The sequence below is a fragment of the Streptococcus loxodontisalivarius genome (assembly GCF_016908645.1).
GTDB classification, from domain to species: Bacteria; Bacillota; Bacilli; order Lactobacillales; family Streptococcaceae; genus Streptococcus; species Streptococcus loxodontisalivarius.
On record NZ_JAFBEH010000026.1, the window covers coordinates 1 to 20,365 of the forward strand.

Annotated in this window: 16 protein-coding genes; 12 read left to right on the forward strand and 4 right to left on the reverse strand. The window is 41.0% G+C overall.

Annotated features, from left to right (window positions below; all coding sequences use genetic code 11):
* Positions 1-134: 134 nt before the first annotated feature.
* Positions 135-341 carry a KTSC domain-containing protein gene (locus JOC28_RS06575; protein ID WP_205009900.1) on the reverse strand — a complete coding sequence of 69 codons (207 nt, stop codon included), beginning with the start codon at positions 339-341 and terminating at the stop codon, positions 135-137.
* A 22-nt stretch (positions 342-363) separates the two neighbouring features.
* On the reverse strand, positions 364-1,404 hold the full coding sequence (gene queA, locus JOC28_RS06580) for a tRNA preQ1(34) S-adenosylmethionine ribosyltransferase-isomerase QueA (protein WP_205009901.1): 1,041 nt from the start codon (positions 1,402-1,404) through the stop codon (positions 364-366).
* Positions 1,405-1,650: 246 nt separating this feature from the next.
* On the opposite strand from queA, the gene JOC28_RS06585 reads away from it, so the two are divergent.
* Positions 1,651-2,328: a VIT1/CCC1 transporter family protein gene (locus tag JOC28_RS06585; RefSeq protein WP_205009902.1), complete on the forward strand. Its 678-nt coding sequence runs from the start codon at positions 1,651-1,653 to the stop codon at positions 2,326-2,328.
* A gap of 658 nt (positions 2,329-2,986) precedes the next feature.
* Positions 2,987-3,691, forward strand: a complete 705-nt coding sequence (gene nagB / locus JOC28_RS06590; protein WP_205009903.1) for a glucosamine-6-phosphate deaminase — start codon at positions 2,987-2,989, stop codon at positions 3,689-3,691.
* A 212-nt stretch (positions 3,692-3,903) separates the two neighbouring features.
* Here the strand turns inward: nagB and JOC28_RS06595 are convergent, their stop codons facing one another.
* Complete coding sequence (locus tag JOC28_RS06595; RefSeq protein WP_205009904.1) at positions 3,904-5,106, reverse strand: IS110 family RNA-guided transposase; 1,203 nt, start codon at positions 5,104-5,106, stop codon at positions 3,904-3,906.
* A gap of 497 nt (positions 5,107-5,603) precedes the next feature.
* Positions 5,604-6,560, reverse strand: coding sequence for a glutathione S-transferase family protein (locus JOC28_RS06600; protein ID WP_205009905.1), 957 nt, complete (start codon positions 6,558-6,560; stop codon positions 5,604-5,606).
* Between the two features lie 87 nt (positions 6,561-6,647).
* On the opposite strand from JOC28_RS06600, the gene JOC28_RS06605 reads away from it, so the two are divergent.
* The 10 genes from JOC28_RS06605 (at position 6,648) to argC (ending at position 20,033) form a co-directional block, all read left to right on the forward strand.
* A complete protein-coding gene (locus JOC28_RS06605; RefSeq protein WP_205009906.1) occupies positions 6,648-7,364 on the forward strand; it encodes a pseudouridine synthase in 717 nt (238 codons plus the stop codon).
* A 176-nt stretch (positions 7,365-7,540) separates the two neighbouring features.
* On the forward strand, positions 7,541-8,494 hold the full coding sequence (locus JOC28_RS06610) for a competence protein CoiA (RefSeq protein ID WP_205009907.1): 954 nt from the start codon (positions 7,541-7,543) through the stop codon (positions 8,492-8,494).
* Positions 8,495-8,625: 131 nt separating this feature from the next.
* A complete protein-coding gene (gene pepF, locus JOC28_RS06615; protein ID WP_205009908.1) occupies positions 8,626-10,419 on the forward strand; it encodes an oligoendopeptidase F in 1,794 nt (597 codons plus the stop codon).
* Between the two features lie 209 nt (positions 10,420-10,628).
* Positions 10,629-11,243: an HAD-IA family hydrolase gene (locus JOC28_RS06620; RefSeq protein ID WP_205009909.1), complete on the forward strand. Its 615-nt coding sequence runs from the start codon at positions 10,629-10,631 to the stop codon at positions 11,241-11,243.
* Positions 11,244-11,467: 224 nt separating this feature from the next.
* Entirely contained in the window at positions 11,468-12,685 is a 1,218-nt protein-coding gene (locus tag JOC28_RS06625; protein ID WP_205009910.1) for an L-lactate MFS transporter, read from the forward strand.
* A gap of 73 nt (positions 12,686-12,758) precedes the next feature.
* Positions 12,759-13,466, forward strand: coding sequence for an O-methyltransferase (locus JOC28_RS06630; RefSeq protein ID WP_205009911.1), 708 nt, complete (start codon positions 12,759-12,761; stop codon positions 13,464-13,466).
* Between the two features lie 68 nt (positions 13,467-13,534).
* Positions 13,535-14,626: a peptidylprolyl isomerase PrsA gene (locus JOC28_RS06635; protein ID WP_205009912.1), complete on the forward strand. Its 1,092-nt coding sequence runs from the start codon at positions 13,535-13,537 to the stop codon at positions 14,624-14,626.
* Positions 14,627-15,240: 614 nt separating this feature from the next.
* Positions 15,241-17,859, forward strand: coding sequence for an alanine--tRNA ligase (alaS, locus tag JOC28_RS06640; RefSeq protein ID WP_205009913.1), 2,619 nt, complete (start codon positions 15,241-15,243; stop codon positions 17,857-17,859).
* A 242-nt stretch (positions 17,860-18,101) separates the two neighbouring features.
* Entirely contained in the window at positions 18,102-18,884 is a 783-nt protein-coding gene (locus JOC28_RS06645) for a carbon-nitrogen family hydrolase (RefSeq protein ID WP_205009914.1), read from the forward strand.
* Between the two features lie 126 nt (positions 18,885-19,010).
* Positions 19,011-20,033 carry an N-acetyl-gamma-glutamyl-phosphate reductase gene (argC, locus tag JOC28_RS06650; protein ID WP_205009915.1) on the forward strand — a complete coding sequence of 341 codons (1,023 nt, stop codon included), beginning with the start codon at positions 19,011-19,013 and terminating at the stop codon, positions 20,031-20,033.
* The last annotated feature ends 332 nt before the right edge of the window (positions 20,034-20,365 follow it).

Here is a 20,365-nt window from a genome sequence, read left to right on the forward strand (position 1 = left end):
TAGGCTCAAATATTAGTCATGGAATTCCGCAGGAAGTCGCTGACGTCCGACATCACTTAAGGAAAGTATCGAAAAAAGACTTTGTCTTCAACCAGAAAAGCTCAACGTTGTAAACGTTGAGCTTTTTTGCTTGTTTAAAGTTCTTCTATTCGAGTGAAATCATGGGTCTTACCAATCAATCTGACCTTTTTATCGATATTTCCAGTTGAGCAGTGGACAAAATCGGCTTCGCTGACTCCGTGGTACTGATGAATGAGACCTGAGAGGTATTCGACTTCTAGGGTATTATCTGACCAGCCAATGGATTTAACCATGCGGGCAGAGACTTTTTTACGTTTCATAAAAGCTGACCTTAGAGCTAAATTATTGAGCTCTTCTAGTGACAAACATGGCATCGCCGAAGCTGAAGAAACGGTATTTTTCATCAACAGCATGTTTGTAAGCATCAAGGACAAAGTCACGTCCAGCGAAGGCTGAGACCAGCATAACCAAGGTTGATTTTGGGAGGTGGAAATTGGTTGAAAAGGCATCGACAACCTTGAAATCATAGCCAGGTTTGATGAAGATATTGGTCCAACCTGAGTCAGCTTGAAGTTGTCCATCGAATTTATTGCCAATGGTTTCGAGGGTACGGATTGAAGTTGTTCCAACGGCAACGATTCTGCCACCAGCTGCTTTAACTTGGTTGAGCGTTTCAGCAGCCTCTGCCGATAGGCTGTAGAATTCTGAGTGCATCTCATGCTCATCAAGGTTGTCTACTGAGACTGGACGGAAGGTTCCAAGTCCTACGTGAAGGGTCAAGTAAACTAATTTTATACCCTTATCTTGAATTTTTTGAAGAAGTTCAGGGGTGAAGTGGAGTCCAGCGGTTGGGGCAGCAGCGGAGCCATTTTCCTTAGCATAAACGGTCTGATAACGGTCGCGGTCTTCAAGTTTTTCATGGATGTAAGGCGGGAGTGGCATTTCTCCGAGACTTTCCAAAACTTCAAGGAAGATACCGTCGTAACTGAACTCAACGATACGTCCACCATGCTCTAGCTCTTGGCGAACGGTAGCCATGAGGCGACCATCTCCAAAGGAAACTTGAGTTCCGACTTTGAGACGTTTGGCAGGCTTAGCAAGAACTTCCCACTGGTCTGCTTGGGTATTCTTGAGGAGGAGGAGCTCAACATGTCCGTGTGTATCAGGCTTTTCACCGTAAAGGCGGGCTGGCAGGACACGGGTATTGTTCATAACCAGAGCATCACCAGCATTTAGCTGATCGATAATGTGGTCGAAGTGGGTATCCGTCATGCTTTTTGAGACTGGATCGATCACCAAAAGTTTAGAAGAATCGCGCTGCTCCAAAGGTGTTTGAGCAATGAGTTCCTCTGGTAGGAAAAAATTAAAATCGTTTGTATTCATAATATCTAGCTGACGCTTCAGTCAGCATCTCCTTTTATCTATTCTAGATTAACTGTTTCATTATATCATGAAATGACGGAGAGTGATAGTCAGGATAAGTCAAATTTATTTAGAATTATTCTAAATAAATATTGTAATCATTCTAAACAAGGTTTATAATATGATTATCAAAAGCTGAGCTGAATAAATCAGAAAAAATAAACTAGCTTTCGCTGATGAGATATCTTGATAAAGGAGTCGTGTATTATGGAAAATCAAAGTTTTTCAAGACGTTTAAATATTCTTAGAGCTGGAGTTTTGGGGGCAAATGATGGTATTATCTCCATTGCTGGTGTTGTTATTGGAGTTGCCAGTGCCAGTTCCAATATCTGGTTTATCTTTTTATCTGGTCTCTCTGCCATTTTAGCGGGAGCATTTTCCATGGCAGGTGGTGAATACGTCTCTGTCAGCACTCAAAAAGATACTGAAAAAGCAGCAGTTGAAGTTGAGAAAAAATTATTAGCAGAGCATCCTGATATCGCCCGCAAATCTCTCTATGACATTTATATCGCTCAAGGAGAGTGTGAGACGGCAGCTGATATGAAAGTTAATGTTGCTTTCTATAAAGATCCCCTCAAACATTTGGTTGAGGAAAAATATGGTATTGAAATGGATGAATTTACAAATCCATGGCATGCAGCCTTCTCAAGCTTCTTTGCCTTTGCGCTTGGCTCTCTACCTCCAACTCTATCTGTTCTCCTCTTCCCACAAAATACGCGTATCATTGCAACTGTGATTGTGGTTGCCTTGTCTCTGCTTTTGACAGGCTATGTCAGTGCTCGTTTGGGCAAGGCACCAGTTAAGGCAGCTATGTTGAGAAATCTAGGTGTGGGACTATTGACCATGGCAGTGACCTACTTTGTCGGACAATTCTTCCATGTCTAATATGATAAAAGGACTCTCTTGGGAGTCCTTTCTGGTTGAAGACAAAGTCTTTTTCTTGGTACTTTCCTTAAGTGATGTCGGACGTCAGGTGAAATTATCCAGTGGATGATTTCAGGAATCAGTGGAATTCCATGACTAATATTTGAGCCTAGTCTCTCAAATATTCCGAGTGTAATAAATGCTTTTATATAGGCATTTATTACACTTTCATCACGGTGGAAGTATCTTTTGATGCTCGCTAACGCTCGCATGAAATCGGTCATTTATTTTAAGTAAGCAGAGCTTTGATTTTAAATTTTGTTGTAAACTAGGTTTGTCTACATTCTGAAAGGACACTCCAGGGGGAGTCCTTTTCTATGTTTTTCTTCTTTTTATTACTAGAAGTTCGATGATGAAAAGAATGATACCTAAAATACTAGTAAAAAGAAAGAGTTGATTATTGTCCGTAAGACCTAAATAGAGAAGATATAAATCACATATTAGAGTAAATGTATAGGATAGAAATACTATTGTTTTCATCTTTCAACCTCCTATAATATCTTTCTTCACCTAAAATATAGCATATTTTATGAAATAATGTAAACGTTTTACATTTTAATTGACATAATTTGGGTGGAAGTTTATAATTGGTATATACCAAAAATCAAGGAGATTAGCTATGAAAATAATAAGAGTATCATCTCAAAAAGAAGGTGGTCAGAGAGCATTTGATCTGCTAGTTAGAGCTATAGATGGTGGGGCTAAGGTATTGGGGTTAGCGACGGGTTCGACGCCTTTGTCCCTCTATGAGGAGATGGCTGCTTCGGATTATGATTTTTCTGATTTGACGACTATCAACTTGGATGAATATGTTGGGCTCGCTGCGTCTAGTCCTCAGTCCTATCATACTTTTATGCAGGAGCGTCTTTTTCAGTACAAGTCTTTCAAAGCCAGCTACCTACCTGATGGACAGGCTGATGATTTGGAAAAAGCTGTGCGTGATTATGATCAGATTTTGGCTGCGCAGCCTATTGACCTTCAGATTCTAGGAATTGGTCACAATGGTCATATTGGTTTTAATGAGCCTGGCACAGCCTTTGACAGTAAAACACATCTGGTCAATCTCAAGGAATCAACCATCAAAGCCAATGCACGCTTCTTTGAAGATGAACATCAGGTACCTAGACAGGCGATTTCGATGGGGATTGCATCAATTATGGCTGCTAAGAAGATTATTCTCCTCGCCTTTGGAGAAGAGAAAGCTGACGCTATTAAGGCGATGGTAGAAGGTCCAGTAACTGAAGACTTACCGGCCTCAATCCTACAAAGACATCCTGACCTAACACTTATTTTAGACCATGATGCAGCAAGTAAGTTAATGTAAAAAAGAGGTTGGGACAAAAGTCCTAACTCTCTTAATTTTCTACCATTTGTCAAGTATATCAATGCTTTAAGCCCAAAAATAATATCAAGACAGTAGCCGTTACGTGGTTATTGTCTTATTTTTATTACTGGATTAGTAAAAAAGTGCATGCAAAAACAACACCTTATATTGAAAAATTTTGATAAGGTGTTACAATGATAGAGCATAAGACTTTACTGACTTTTGGCTAAGTTATAGTCGTAAAGTTGATTATGCGTAATGAGGTAATGTATCGTTCTGATGAGACGGTGCATAGAGGCAATCGTATGTGGCTTGGTTGAAGCCGTTTGCGATTGTCTTTTTCGTTTCTCATAGAAGTCTGCAATGTGGCAAGGATTGGTGTGGCTAGCTGAAGCAATGTTGTGAATACACTTGAAAAGAATTTTTCTAGCATAAGGATTCCCACGTTTTGTGATGTGTTCCTTGGCAAGAAAGTTGCCAGATTCATAGTGTCTGAGATCAATACCAATGAAGGCGTTAATCTGATTAGCAGACTGAAAACGGCGAATGTCACCGAGTTCACCAATGATAGATGTCGCTGTTGTCTCCGCAATGCCAGGGATAGATAAGAGAATCTCATATTCAGGCAATGGCTGAGCTAGAGTTACCATTTCGTCAAGAACAATTTGTCTGCGTTCTGTTAATCTAAGCAATTCTTGTGCATAGTAACGCACCTCTTCCATGATTGGAGAGGTTTTCTTGACGGCACAATAAGATTGATCGGCAAGTTCAGTGAGTTTGTCAGCTAGCTCTGAAACACGTTTATCCGAAATGCGTTTTGACGTTGAGTCTCTGACCATATTTTCTAAGACATCTTGCCCTAACTCCAGGACCAAATCCTTGCAGGGGAAAGTCATGACGAGATTCCAGTATTGCTCCCCTGTTTGTGATGCGAGAAGGTTTTCTAATTCAGGAAAAGTAACTTGTAAGACCTTATGGAGACGATTCTTAGTCCGAACAATATCCTCTGTCAGATTTTGATAGAAGCGACTCAAATCTCTGAGCTGTTGATAGACTTCTTCTTGTGCATAAGTCGATTTGCGATTAAGCACAAACTGAGACTGAGCCAACTTTTCAGCGTCAATTTTATCTGTTTTACGAACACGTAGGCTGTCCAGTTGCTTCTTAGCTTCTAGGGGATTGAGTCGTGTATAAGCGTAGCCATTATTCTCAAGGAAGGCCTGAAGACGGCGAGAATAGACCCCTGTCGCCTCAAAAACAATTTCAGGGTTATAGACGGTTTTTAGGTCGTCCAAGAGACGACCTAATCCGATGGCATCATTAGGCATGGTGTAGCCATGAACCTTTTCACCGTTGAGCAGAATAGCCACTTCTGAACTTGCTTTACTCACATCAATTCCAAATACTGCTCGCATAATATTACCTCTTTCGTCTTGAATGATACCTTCTTTTAGCGATTTCATTTTCAATACACGACGTCTAGCGTCCCACATACTTTGATAAAATTCTAACTAAAACCATGATACAAAGCCCGTAAAAAACGACTGAATTTTAGGAGAATAGCGTAGTATGCTTGCATACAAGATATTCTATCTAAATTCCAAGTTTTTAGGGCATGTTCAAAAACAGGTGTCTTGCCAGTTTTTACAACGACGTCCAGCGTCAAATAAAAGCACGACTTAACAAGACGCCTCTACTTTAACATAAAGAAAAAGTAATGGGTACTCTCTCCCGTCGGAGATTTCCTCACTACTAATCTTAGTATGTTTTTATAGTATGATTTACGAGACGCAGTGGTTGAGTGGTCTCTAATTCGCTGATAAATCAACTCTTATAGCCCTACTCAACTGTGCGGAGGTGGGACGACAAAATCGAATTCCTTTGGAATTACCGATTTTTGTCCCACTCTCTTTTATAATGTCCAATCTAAATCAGGTCCAAGTGGGATGATACCGTTAGGATTGATGGTTTTGTGGCTACCATAGTAGTGTTGTTTGATGTGGTCAAAATTAACTGTGTCTGCGATACCAGGGAGATTATAGATGGTCTTGGTATAATGCCAAAGGTTTGGATAGTCAGTCAGACGACGAAGATTACATTTGAAGTGACCGTAATAAACCGCGTCAAAACGAACTAGGGTCGTAAATAGTCGGATGTCTGCTTCAGTTAATTGGTTACCGACCAGATAATCTTGTTTTTCAAGTCGCTCTTCGAGCTGATCAAGGGCAGCAAAGAGCTTGCTAACTTCTTCTTGATAGACTTCTTGAGAAGTCGCAAAGCCAGCCTTGTAGACACCGTTGTTGATATTAGGATAGATAAAGTCATTGATCTCGTCAATTTGGCTCTGCCATTTTTCAGGATAAAAGTCATGACTATTTTCAGTGATATGGTCAAAGGCGGTGTTAAGCATGCGCATAATTTCAGCTGACTCGTTGTTGACGATGGTCTTGGTCTCTTTATCCCAAAGGACAGGCACCGTTACACGTCCAGAATAATCAGCTTGCGCAGCCAGATAGACTTGGTAGAGATAGTCGCTATGGAGCTCACTATCAGCTATAACTCCATCAGCTTCCTCAAAAGTCCAACCGTTTTCTAGCATAAGTGGGTGAACGACGGAGATCGTAATATGGTCCTCCAAGCCTTTAAGTGCTCTCATGATCATGACACGACTGGCCCAGGGGCATGCCAAGGAGACATAGAGGTGGTAGCGACCAGATTCAGCCTTGAAACCTGCTTGTCCACTTGGACCAGCAGAACCATCCTTGGTGATCCAGTTGCGAAATTGTGTTTGTGTACGAACGAATTTTCCGCCAGTTTCCTTGGTATTATACCATTGGTCAACCCATTTGCCATTTTGTAAAAGTCCCATACCTACTCCTTTGTTACTAACTAGTGTTATTTTACTCTTTTTTGAATCGGTTGACAAGGGATAGGGCTTGCATGGTAGAATATCTCTATGCGTTTAGATAAATTATTAGGACAGGCTGGTTATGGTTCTAGAGGACAGGTCAAGAAGCTGATTCGGAGTCGTCAGGTCACAGTGGATGGTCAGCTAGCGACAGCAGATAATCTCAATGTCGATCCCAACCTCCAAGACATTAGGGTTTCTGGTAAGAAGCTCAGCTATTCTCCAGATGTCTATTTTCTCCTCAATAAGCCTGCAGGTAGTGTATCTGCCGTCCGTGACAAGGAGCACCAGACGGTGATTGACTTGCTGGATGAGAAGGATAGGGTTGCTGGACTTTATCCTGTTGGGCGACTGGATCGTGACACTGAGGGGCTGGTTCTTCTGACCAACAACGGACCTCTTGGCTATCGTCTGCTCCACCCCAAGCACCATGTGGACAAGACCTACTATGTTGAGGTTAATGCAGCCTTGGAAGCCGATGCGCCAGCATTTTTTGAAAATGGCATAGCTTTTTTAGATGGTAAGGTCTGTAAACCAGCTAAGCTCGAGATCATCAGCTCTGGTTCAGAAATCAGCAGCGCCTATATCACCATTTCCGAAGGAAAGTTTCATCAGGTTAAGAAAATGTTTCTAGCCTACGGTGTCAAGGTGACCTATTTGAAGCGAATCAGTTTCGGACCTTTTCACTTGGGTAATTTAGAAAGTGGAGCCTATCGTTCTCTGACAGAAGAAGAGAAGAAAAAGTTGAAAAATTTTTTAAATTAAGTCACTTTTTCAAAGCAACTTACGAATAGATATAGTGAGGCTACTTCAAATCCAACCTTTCCTTTGATTTTGAACAACCTTTTTATAATGAAGTAGCTTTATGTGATTCCAAAGGAGGCTTGGGAGATTATCCAAGACCTCCTATTTTTATTGCCTCATTTGATGGAGAAATGGTTATGTTACTTGCAAGAAGATCAGATGGAGATTTACAGAATGTCTTGATAGACAGCATTGAGAGAACGAGAGCTTATTTTTGTCCTGCCTGCGGAGGTCGAGTCATCTATAAGGCAGGGAAGGTCATGCAGGCTCACTTTGCCCATCAGAGTTTGAAAGATTGTCACTTTTTTCATGAAAATGAATCAGCCGAACATCTGCAATTAAAAGCCTTACTTTATCAAAGTTTATCAAGGATAGAGCATGTCGAGATTGAAAAGTATTTAGCTGACATGGAACAGATTGCTGATTTGATGGTCAATGATAAACTAGCCTTAGAAGTTCAATGTTCGTCATTATCACTAGAGCGTTTGAAAGAGAGAAGTCATGCCTATCACGAAAAAGGTTATCAGGTTCTATGGCTCTTGGGAAAGAAGCTCTGGCTCAAGTCGAGTTTAAGCTCTCTACAAAGAAATTTTCTCTATTTTAGTCAGAATATGGGCTTTCATCTTTGGGAGCTAGATGCTGCTAGGTCACTTTTGCGACTCAAGTATCTGATTTATGAGGATAGGCGGGGCAAGGTGTCTTATTTGGTCAAGGAATTTCCTTTTTCTGAGGATATTATGTCCGCCTTGCGCCAGCCTTTTATGGCTCAGAGTCTTCAATCCTACACCAAAGAAAGCGATCAGAATCTCTCTTCCTATATCCAGCGCCAGCTTTTTTCAAAAAATCCTTACTGGATGAGGCGGCAGGAGGAGGTCTACCTGACGGGCAGTAACCTTTTAACCAAAACTTGGCAGGATTTTTACCCTCATTATCGTTTTCCTGAGAATCAGCAGGGCTTCTGTCAGATTAGGCAGGACTTGAATCCTTATTATCAAGCATTTCAAGCCTACTATGAATCGGTGGAAGATAAGGCTAGGCAGAAACTTTATCCACCAGCTTTTTATAGAATGAAGGCAGACTCCCACAAGTAGGGGAAATTATGATAAAATGTAAGCAGTTACTTTTTTGAAAAGAAATGGGATACCGCCTAAAATTTGTAGGACAAGTATTGCCTACTGCTCTGCAATTTTAAGCTAGTTTGTATCATAGAATAGGAGTTTTTATGTCAGATAATCGTCAGCATTTAGAAGAAAAATACACTTGGGATCTAAGCACAATCTTTCCAACGGATGATGCTTGGGAAGTAGAAGAGAGAGCCTTGCAGGAAGCTTGTCAAAAAGCTAAGGCTTATGCGGGTCACCTACTTGATTCTGCTGCTTCATTGCTAGAAGTGACAGAAGATTATTTGGCTATCAGTCGTCGTCTTGAGAAACTGTATGTTTACGCTTCTATGAAGAATGACCAGGACACAACGGTAGCTAAATATCAAGAATTTCAGGCAAAAGCGTCAGCGCTTTATGGGACATTCAGTGAATGTTTTGCATTCTTTGAACCAGAATTTATGGTGATTTCAGATGAGACTTTTGAAAATTATCTGGCTGAAGAAGAAGGCTTACTTGCCTACCGTTATTTCTTTGAAAAATTGCTTCGCGGTAAAGATCATGTCTTGTCACAAGAGTCTGAAGCACTTTTGGCTGCGGCTTCAGAAATTTTCCAGGCACCGTCAGAGACCTTTTCAATCTTGGACAATGCTGATATTCGTTTCCCTTGGGTAACCAATGATGAGGGAGAAGTGATTGAATTGACTCATGGAAACTTTATCAGTCTCATGGAGTCAAAAGACCGTGAAATTCGTAAAGGTGCCTACGAAGCTCACTATAGCATCTATGAGCAATTTCAGCATACTTACGCTAAAACGCTTCAATCTCATGTTAAGGTACAAAATTTTAAGGCTAAGGTTCGTCATTATGATTCAGCTCGTCAAGCAGCCATGTCAGTTAACTTTATTCCAGAGTCAGTTTACGATGCCTTAATTGAATCTGTTAACAAGCACCTGCCATTGCTACACCGCTATATGAAGCTCCGCCAGCGTCTCTTGGGATTAGATGATATCAAGATGTACGATGTTTATGCACCGCTTTCTGAAATGGATATGGCAGTGACTTACGAAGAGGCTTTGGAAAAAGCAGAGCAGGTTTTGGCGATTTTCGGTCAAGATTACTCTGATCGTGTGAAACGTGCCTTTACGGAGCGTTGGATTGATGTTCATGTCAATAAAGGGAAACGTTCTGGTGCCTATTCAGGTGGTTCTTACGATACCAATGCCTTTATGTTACTCAACTGGCAGGATACTCTAGACAATCTCTTTACACTGGTTCATGAGACTGGTCACTCAATGCACTCTACCTTTACACGTGAAAATCAACCTTATGTTTATGGCGATTATTCAATCTTCTTGGCAGAGATTGCATCAACGACAAATGAAAATATTTTGACAGAAGTCTTGCTTTCAGAAGTTCAAGACGACAAGGAACGCTTTGCTATTCTCAATCACTATTTGGATGGATTTAAAGGGACCGTCTTCCGTCAGACTCAGTTTGCAGAATTTGAGCATCTTATCCATAAGGCAGACCAAGAAGGTCAGGTCTTGACAAGTGATTACCTCAATGAGATTTATGCAGGTCTTAATGAGAAATACTATGGTCTCAAGGCTGAGGATAATCCAGAAATCCAGTACGAGTGGGCACGTATTCCGCATTTCTACTACAATTACTATGTTTATCAGTATGCCACTGGTTTTGCGGCGGCCAGCTATCTAGCAGACCGTATTGTTCACGGTGAGGAAGAAGATAAGATTGCCTACCTCAACTACCTCAAGGCTGGTAATTCGGACGATGCCCTCAATGTCATTGCCAAAGCTGGTGTCGATATGACGCGCTCTGACTACATTGATCAAGCCTTCCAAGTTTTTGAAGCACGTCTTAATGAATTAGAAGAATTGGTAGACAGACTTTAAAAAGATGAGAGATTTTTAGTTAAAATTTCATTTTAAAATTCTTTTTAAAAACTTATCTGTTTATAATGATAATCATTTATGCAAAAAATGTTCATTTGGGAGCGTTGCCAAGTGAAAAATGTTTTATTCTCTTAACAAACTTGTTGATGTTTAATAACAATATTATGCTAAACTATTAAAAAGTAGTAATGGGTAAATGGAGAGATTTGATGACAAAGAGAACTTTTATTTGGGATTTTGATGGTACCTTGGTAGAATCCTACCAGGCGATTCATGAGGTCCTCGTCCTCTTGTATGAGACTTATGGTTTAGAATTTGATCAAGACTGGGTAATGGATTTTATTATTAAAGAGTCTGTTGGTAGTCTTTTGCGCCAGCTTGCAGCTGAAAATAATTTGGATTTTCAGGACTTGCTAGCCTTCTTTAACCGAGAGCAGGAAGCGAGAGATCACATGATCAACATTATGCCCTATGCCTTGGAGACTTTAGAGTGGACCAAGGAAAAGGGAATTCGAAATATTATCTACACGCATAAGGGAGATACAACTGGGCAGGTCTTGGAGAGATTAGGGATTGCTCCTTATTTTGAGGAAGTGATTACTTCAGCCAATGGTTTCAAGCGTAAGCCTGATCCAGAAGCAGTTGATTATCTGATTGAAAAATATGACTTAGATCCAAGTGAAACCTACTACATCGGGGATCGTCGTATTGATGTGGAGGTTGCTCAGGCAGCTGGCATCCTCTCAATCAACCTAGGTCAGGTAGATTCAGAAATCAATCGCAAAATCGAAGACCTATCAGAAATAACAAGTATTTTTGCTTAATGAACAATTATGCCTAAGCTGGAAACCTAGAGTTTCTGGCTTTTTTGTTTTTTGAAAATCATATTTAACCTGGTCTATTTTTTGATTTCAGGATTGTACTATAACAGAAAGAAAAAATTACGAAACAGATTGTTTGCTAGTCTAAATAGAATAATATACAATAAAATCCTAATTATAATTAGTGTGTTGATTGTTATTGTTCGGTTTTTACTTGTGGAGGTTTTATGTTTAAAACGAATCGTTATCTGGTTGCTATTTCTGGTGTTATTTTGCATCTCATGCTGGGTTCGACTTATGCTTGGAGTGTTTATCGGAATCCTATCATGGAGCAGACGGGTTGGAGTCAATCTGCGGTTGCCTTTACTTTCTCCTTGGCAATTTTCTGTTTGGGTTCATCCGCAGCTTTTATGGGGCGCCTGGTTGAAGCCTTGGGACCTCGCTTGACTGGTAGCCTTTCTGCTTTTCTCTATGCAGGTGGTACTATCTTATCTGGCTATGCCATTGAACAAAAGGAACTCTGGCTCCTCTATTTAGGTTATGGTATTCTTGGTGGAATTGGACTCGGTGCTGGTTATATCACACCTGTTTCAACCATTATCAAGTGGTTCCCTGATAAGCGAGGTTTCGCAACTGGTATGGCTATCATGGGATTTGGTTTTGCCTCACTCTTGACCAGCCCCATTGCTCAATATCTCATTGTTCATGTGGATTTGGTCAATACCTTCTATATTCTGGGCTTAGCTTATTTCCTAGTTATGCTGGTCGTTTCACAGTTTATCAAGCGTCCGACAGCTGAGGAACAAGCTGCGCTGACTGCCCTCAGTAAGGATAGTAAGAAGGCTGATCTCAGTCGAGGAATTAAGGCAAACGCTGCGCTGAAAAAATCAGAATTCTATATTCTCTGGCTTATCTTCTTTATCAATATCGCCTGCGGTTTGGGCCTGATTTCAGTTATTGCTCCAATGGCACAGGACTTGTCTGGTATGTCAGTAGAAGCGGCAGCGGTTATCGTTGGTTTTATGGGTATTTTCAATGGTTTTGGGCGTTTGATTTGGGCAGCAATTTCTGACTATATCGGTCGTCCGTGGACATTTGTCAGTCTACTAGTGGTTAATATTGCCATGACCCTAGCTCTGCTATTTTTCCATCAATCATGGATTTTCGTGACTGCAATGGCACTGCTTATGACCTGCTACGGTGCAGGTTTCTCGCTCATTCCTCCTTATTTAAGTGACCTTTTTGGTGCTAAGGAATTAGCTGCGCTCCATGGCTATATGCTGACAGCTTGGGCTATGGCAGCCTTGGCAGGTCCGATGCTCCTATCCTTCTCTTATGAGTTATCAGGATCCTATACATGGACCTTGATTATCTTTGCAGGTTTATACCTAGTGGCTTTGCTACTCATGTTAATCCTACGTAAACGTCCATTATTACACTCTTAAAAATAGAAGAGACTTGTCGAGAGAGCATTCAAAAGGCTTCTTTCTACAAGTCTTTTTTGTTATAATGAAATCTATGGTTAAATCATATAGTAAGACGGCTAATCATAATATGAGACGCCCTGTTGTTAAGGAAGAAGTTCTGGAATATCTCAGGACGAAACAGAAGCAAAACGAAGCAGGTTTAGCAGAGTTAGAAGCCTTTGCTCGTCAGGAAAATATTCCCATTATTCAGCACGAAGTAGTGGCTTATTTTAGATTTTTATTGCAGACCTTGCAGCCAAAGTCAATCTTGGAAATCGGTACGGCGATTGGATTTTCAGCTCTTTTGATGGCTGAGAATGCTCCAGATGCTAAAATCACAACTATCGACCGTAATCCTGAAATGATTGCTTTTGCAAAGGAAAATTTTGAAAAATTTGACAGTCGTAACCAAATTCGTCTGGTCGAAGGAGATGCGGTAGACATGTTGGCAACCTTGGATGAGGAATATGACTTTGTCTTTATGGATTCTGCCAAGTCTAAATACATTGTCTTTCTGCCTGAAGTTCTCAAGCGACTCAAGGTTGGTGGTGTGATTATCATGGATGATGTTTTTCAAGGTGGTGACATTGCAAGACCTATTGAGGAGGTCCGCCGTGGACAACGTACTATTTACCGAGGATTGCAGAGACTTTTTGATGCTACACTCAATCATCCAGATCTAACGGCTAGTTTGGTTCCGCTCAGCGATGGTCTCCTAATGATCCGTAAAAATAAAGATAATATAATTTTGCCAGATTAAGCATTTTTTAGGAAAATATGGTATACTGACAAAGTTAATGTGAAATAAAAGGAGTTAATAATAGACTTATGGCTAAGAAAACGCTAAAAAACTCATCTGACAATGGTTTTGTAAAGCTTGTAAAAAGTAAAGCCTTCCAAGCGACTTCACTTGTCGTTGTGACTGCCGCTTTGGCTGCAGGTGGAACTTACATCGCCATGAATAGTGGTGATTCAGAGAGTACTGACCTTGTAACAATGAAAGGTGATGGTATCACTGTTTCTGATTTCTACAATGAAGTAAAAACAACATCAACAGCTCAACAATCAATGTTGACATTGGTTTTGACTCGTGTCTTTGAAGATCAATACGGTGATAAAGTTTCTCAATCTAAGGTTGATGAATCTTATACTAAAACAGCAGCAAGCTATGGTACATCATTCTCAGCAGCTCTTTCATCAGCTGGTTTGACTGAAGATACCTACAAACAACAAATCCGTACTACAATGTTGATCGAATACGCAGTAGAACAAGCTGCTAAGAAAGAATTGACAACTGAAAACTACAAAAAAGCTTTTGAATCATACGTACCAGATACAAAAGTTCAAGTTATCAAGTTGAGCGATGAAACAACAGCTAATACAGTTCAAGCTTCTGCAGCAGCAGACGGTGCTGACTTTGCATCAATTGCTAAAGAAAAAACTGAAGAAACTGATAGCAAGTACGAATACACTGTAAACTCTTCAAGTACAGACCTTCCAAGTGATGTCTTGTCTACAGCTCTTTCTCAAGATGCTGGTACTGTTTCAAGTGTTATCAAGGTTCTTAATTCATCAACTTACACATACACATACTACATCGTTAAGACAGTTTCTCGTGAAGAAAAATCTTCAAACTGGAAAGATTATAAGAGTGAGTTGAAAACTCTCTTGATGAACCAATATGAGTCAGATACAAACTTCCAAAACCAAGTGATTGCAGCAGCTCTTGAAAAAGCAAATGTGAAAATCAAAGATACTGCCTTCTCAACAATCTTGGCACAATACACAACAACTTCAAGTTCATCTAGCTCATCATCAAGCTCAAGTTCATCATCAAGTAGCTCAAGCTCTTCATCGTCAGCATCATCTAGCTCAGATACAACGACGACTGAAAGCTCAAGTACAACAGAAGCTAACTAAGATAGCTTGACCTAAGACCTAAAATCAAGTAAAATGAGAGTTATCTGCTTGAGAGTGGGTAACTCAGATAAGGAAAAGTTTTTCAAAATCCTGATACAGAAAAATGGCGGTTGCTGCGAGCCACGGATGGAGTGAAAGACTTGCTACCTTATCTTATAACTAAAGACATAATGAAGAATGACAAAGTCATTGAATGAAGGTGGTACCGCGGTTTCTCGCCCTTCGTTTGATTGATTTTGTCATTTTTATTTCTTCACAATGGCTGCTAACGCTTCATCCCTTTGTTGAAGAAAGAAAAGAGACATTTAAAACGAAAGGAACTGAATTCGTCTTGTGATTATCGGAAAACAGTTCTCTTCAAAATATTATAAAATGAAAGGAAAGGGCATCGGGTTCGAGTCTTAAAATCGAACTCGGGCTAAATGCTGTGTCACATGTTGATCCTGCTCTTTTCTGAAATAAATAAAATGAAAGGAAGGTTTGGTTTAGCGAGTATGCTGAATTGAACCCGAGCTAAAAGCGTCGAGAAAAAGATAGACCTCCTTGTGTGCAGGCACACAGTGTCGGTCTCCTATTTTCTTCTCGCTTTCTTAACGCTCTTGGTATCTTATATAATGAAACAATTATCGTCTGCTCAGATTCGTCAAATGTGGTTGGATTTCTGGTCATCTAAGGGGCACTCTGTTGAGCCTTCTGCTAACTTGGTTCCTGTTAATGATCCAACGCTTCTTTGGATCAACTCTGGTGTTGCGACTTTGAAGAAATATTTTGATGGATCAGTGATTCCTGAAAATCCACGTATTACCAATGCTCAAAAATCAATCCGTACTAACGATATTGAAAATGTTGGTAAAACAGCTCGCCACCACACTATGTTTGAAATGCTTGGTAACTTCTCTATCGGTGCCTATTTCCGTGATGAAGCTATCGAGTGGGGCTTTGAGCTCTTGACGAGTCCAGAATGGTTTGATTTCCCTAAAGATAAGCTCTACATGACTTACTACCCAGATGACAAAGATTCATACAACCGTTGGATTGCTTGTGGTGTTGAACCAAGTCACTTGGTACCAATCGAGGATAACTTCTGGGAAATTGGTGCTGGTCCTTCAGGTCCAGATACTGAGATTTTCTTCGACCGTGGTGAAGATTTCGATCCAGACAATATCGGACTTCGTCTTTTGGCTGAAGATATCGAAAACGATCGTTACATCGAAATCTGGAACATCGTTCTCTCACAATTCAATGCTGACCCAGCTGTACCTCGTTCAGAATACAAAGAATTGCCAAATAAAAACATTGATACGGGTGCGGGTCTTGAACGTCTTGCAGCTGTTATGCAAGGGGCAAAAACAAACTTTGAAACTGACCTTTTCATGCCTATCATCCGTGAAGTAGAGAAATTGTCAGGTAAAACTTACGATCCAGATGGCGACAACATGAGCTTCAAGGTTATCGCTGACCACATCCGTGCACTTTCATTTGCTATCGGTGATGGTGCTCTTCCTGGAAATGAAGGTCGTGGATACGTTCTTCGTCGTCTTCTCCGTCGTGCGGTTATGCACGGTCGCCGTCTTGGCATCAACGAAACTTTCCTTTACAAATTGGTTCCAACTGTTGGACAAATCATGGAAAGTTACTATCCAGAAGTGCTTGAAAAACGTGACTTTATCGAGAAAATCGTTAAACGTGAAGAAGAAACATTTGCTCGTACTATCGATGCTGGTAGCGGTCACTTGGATTCATTGCTTGCGCAGCTTAAGGCTGAAGGTAAAGACACACTTGAAGGTAAAGATATCTTCAAACTTTATGATACTTATGGATTTCCGGTTGAATTGACAGAGGAATTGGCAGAAGATGCGGGCTACAAGATTGACCACGAAGGCTTTAAAGCAGCCATGAAAGAACAACAAGACCGTGCGCGTGCAGCTGTTGTTAAGGGTGGTTCAATGGGTATGCAAAATGAAACCCTAGCTGGTATCGTTGAAGAATCACGCTTTGACTACGGAGCTGACAGCCTTGAGTCAAGTCTTTCAGTCATCATCGCTGATAATGAACGTACTGAAGCAGTTTCAGAAGGTCAAGCTCTTCTTGTCTTTGCTCAAACACCATTCTATGCTGAAATGGGTGGACAGGTTGCTGACCACGGTGTCATCAAAAATGATAAGGGTGATACAGTTGCTGAGGTTGTTGATGTTCAAAAAGCACCAAATGGTCAACCTCTACACACTGTAAACGTTTTGGCATCACTTTCAGTTGGAACAACTTACACACTTGAAATCAACAAAGAGCGTCGTTTGGCTGTTGAGAAAAACCACACAGCCACTCACTTGCTCCATGCAGCCCTTCACCATGTTATCGGTGAACACGCAACTCAGGCTGGTTCATTGAACGAAGAAGAATTCTTGCGTTTTGACTTCACTCACTTTGAGGCAGTAACAGCAGAAGAACTTCGTCGCATTGAAGAAGAAGTCAACGAACAAATTTGGAAAGCTATCCAAGTTGTCACTGTTGAGACAGATGTTGACACAGCTAAAGAAATGGGTGCTATGGCCCTCTTTGGTGAAAAATACGGTAAGGTTGTCCGTGTTGTCACAATCGGTGACTACTCAATCGAGCTCTGTGGTGGTACTCACGTGACCAACACATCAGAAATCGGTCTCTTCAAGATTGTTAAAGAAGAAGGTATCGGTTCAGGAACTCGTCGTATCCTTGCAGTGACTGGTAAACAAGCCTTTGAAGCTTACCGCAGCCAAGAAGATACCCTTAAAGAGATTGCTGCTACTGTTAAAGCTCCGCAATTGAAAGATGCAGCAGCTAAGGTACAAGCCCTCAGCGATTCACTACGTGATCTTCAAAAAGAAAATGCAGAGCTTAAAGAAAAAGCAGCGGCTGCAGCAGCTGGTGATGTCTTTAAAGATGTTCAAGAAGCTAATGGCGTGCGCTTCATTGCTAGTCAAGTTGATGTTGCAGACGCAGGTGCACTTCGTACATTTGCTGACAACTGGAAACAAAAAGACTACTCAGACGTGCTTGTCCTTGTAGCGGCTATCGGTGAGAAAGTTAATGTCCTCGTTGCAAGCAAGTCTAAAGATGTTCACGCAGGTAACATGATTAAAGAATTGGCACCAATCGTAGCAGGTCGTGGTGGTGGTAAACTAGATATGGCTATGGCAGGTGGTAGCGATGCAAGTAAAATTGCAGAGCTTCTAGCAGCAGTTGCAGGTCAATTCTAAGCATGACATTCTTTCAAAAATGTGCACTTGTCTTTCTTTCGATTGCTAGTTTGGCTCAGCTTTGTCAGATTTTCTGGCAGTTGAGTCAGGGTCAGTTTCAGTGGATGTCCGTCGTTCTCTTACTGATTCTAATCAGTTTAATCTGGTCACTCTTTCAAGAAAGTAAGAAAAAGTAATAAGACAAGGAGTCTGAAATGTTGATTTCAGGCTCTTTCTTTAAAAGAAGTTGAGAGGAATTTGCAATGAAAGTTGCCTTAGTACAAATGGATGTTGTTCATGGACGACCTGAGATAAACAAGCGGACGGTTTTGAGATTTCTGGAAGAGGCTGTTTTGGAAAAGCCTGATGTTATCGTCCTGCCAGAAATGTGGAACACTGGATATGATTTGGAACACTTAGCTGATTTGGCTGATGAGAATGGTCGTGACAGCTTAGATTTTCTATCAAGCTTTGCTAAGAAACATGCGGTAAATCTGCTAGCAGGTTCCATTGCCAACAAGAAATCGGATGGCTATTACAATACTAGCTTTGCTATTGACCGTGAAGGAAACTTGCTTTCGAGTTATGACAAGGTTCACCTATTTGGGCTGATGTCCGAAGCTGACTATCTGCAGGCTGGGCAGTCTGAGTCGCATTTTAGCTTTGATGGTCGGGCTTGTTCGGCGGCAATCTGCTACGATATTCGATTTCCTGAGTGGATCAGGACCCTTATGTCCAGGGGGAGTCAGCTTTTGTTTGTAGTGGCGCAATGGCCAGAGGCGCGTCAGGAGCAGTGGGAGATTTTACTGCGAGCGCGTGCTGTGGAAAATCAGGCTTATCTTGTAGCTGTTAATCGGGTTGGACAGTCTCCTGACAATGTTTTTTCAGGGCATTCTATGGTCGTTGACCCGCTGGGGCGTCTTGTATTGCAGGCACCAGATCACCAAGAAGGTGTTTTCTACTGTAATCTTGACTTTGAACTTGTCAGTCAGGTTAGAGGTCAAATTCCTGTATTTGATGATAGGCGTCCAGAATTATATCGCTAAAAGTGGAATATTATGAGTTTTTATTCATAATATTCTTTTTATTTACTATTTTTTTGCAATAAAAGCTTGACTTGTGTATAAAAATACAGTAAACTATTTTGTATAAATATTCAAGGAGTTCTGTATATGAAAGTTTCAATCGTTGGTATAACTGGTTATAGCGGTCTAGAGTTATTGAAAATCTTGTCAAATCACCCAGAGGTGACAGTAGTATCTATTCATGCAACTCAAGAAATCGGACGACCTTTATCTGATCTCTATCCACATTTAAAAAGCCAGACTGACCTTGTCATTGAAGCTTTTGATGCGGAAAGTATCATGAATAAGTCAGATTTGGTTTTCTTCGCAACACCGTCTGGTATTGCATCAAAATTATCTAAGAGCTTTGTTGAAAATGATTTTCCTGTCATTGATTTATCAGGAGATCATCGTCTACCATCACATATTTATACAGAATGGTATGGTAAGGAAGCTGCGCAGCAAGAGATTATCGACCAATTTACCTATGGCTTGGCTGAGTTTACAGACCTTAAGGGAAAGAAGTTCATCTCTAATCCTGGCTGTTATGCAACGGCTACTGAGTTGGCTCTTTTGCCCTTGGTTCAAGCGCAAGCTATTGACCTAAAAAGTATCATCGTCGATGCTAAGAGCGGTCTGACGGGTGCGGGCAAGGGCCTGTCTGACAGCAGTCACTTTGTCAATGTGCATGATAATTATGTGACCTACAAACTCAACAAGCATCAGCATATCCCTGAGATTGAGCAGGAGTTGGCGCTTTTTGAGCCAGAGCTGAGTCCTATTCAGTTCTCGACTTCGCTCTTGCCAGTCAATCGTGGTATCGTGGCTAGCTGTTATGTCAAGCTCAAGGAAGGGCTTGGTCAGGCTCAGGCGCAAGCTATTATTGAAAAAGCCTACGCTGATAAGTTTTTTGTCCGAGTGATAGATGGTTTGCCAGATTTACATGCTGTATTGGGAACTAACTTCACGGACATCGGCTGTGCTTATAATGAACGAACAGGCGTTTTGACGGTTATCTCCGTTATCGACAATCTGATTAAGGGAGCAGCGGGTCAAGCAGTACAAAATCTTAATCTGATGATGGGGTGGGATGAAAGTCTAGGACTACCAGTACAGGCAACCTATTTGTAAGAGATGGATCGGTAGGTTGATGTTTCATTTTAGTTTTAACAAGTGACTAATCTTTTAGGAAAAAGCTATCTTTCCCGATGGGAATGGGTTAATACTAGAAACATAAGCTCAACAGGTCTCCTAGACCTTTTGAGGTTGGAAATAGAGAAAGCATAGCTTTCATCGAATATAGGCGTACGAAGTACGCCACATCCGATAGTCTCCGCCGTGGTGCTAAGAGCGACAAAGTCGCTCGGGGGAAAGGAAAAGACCCTAGGCTTTTCCTTTAGTAATGAAACCGGAGGTTTGCGACAAGAAGTAGCGATTTCGATAATAAATTGCTACTTCGTTAG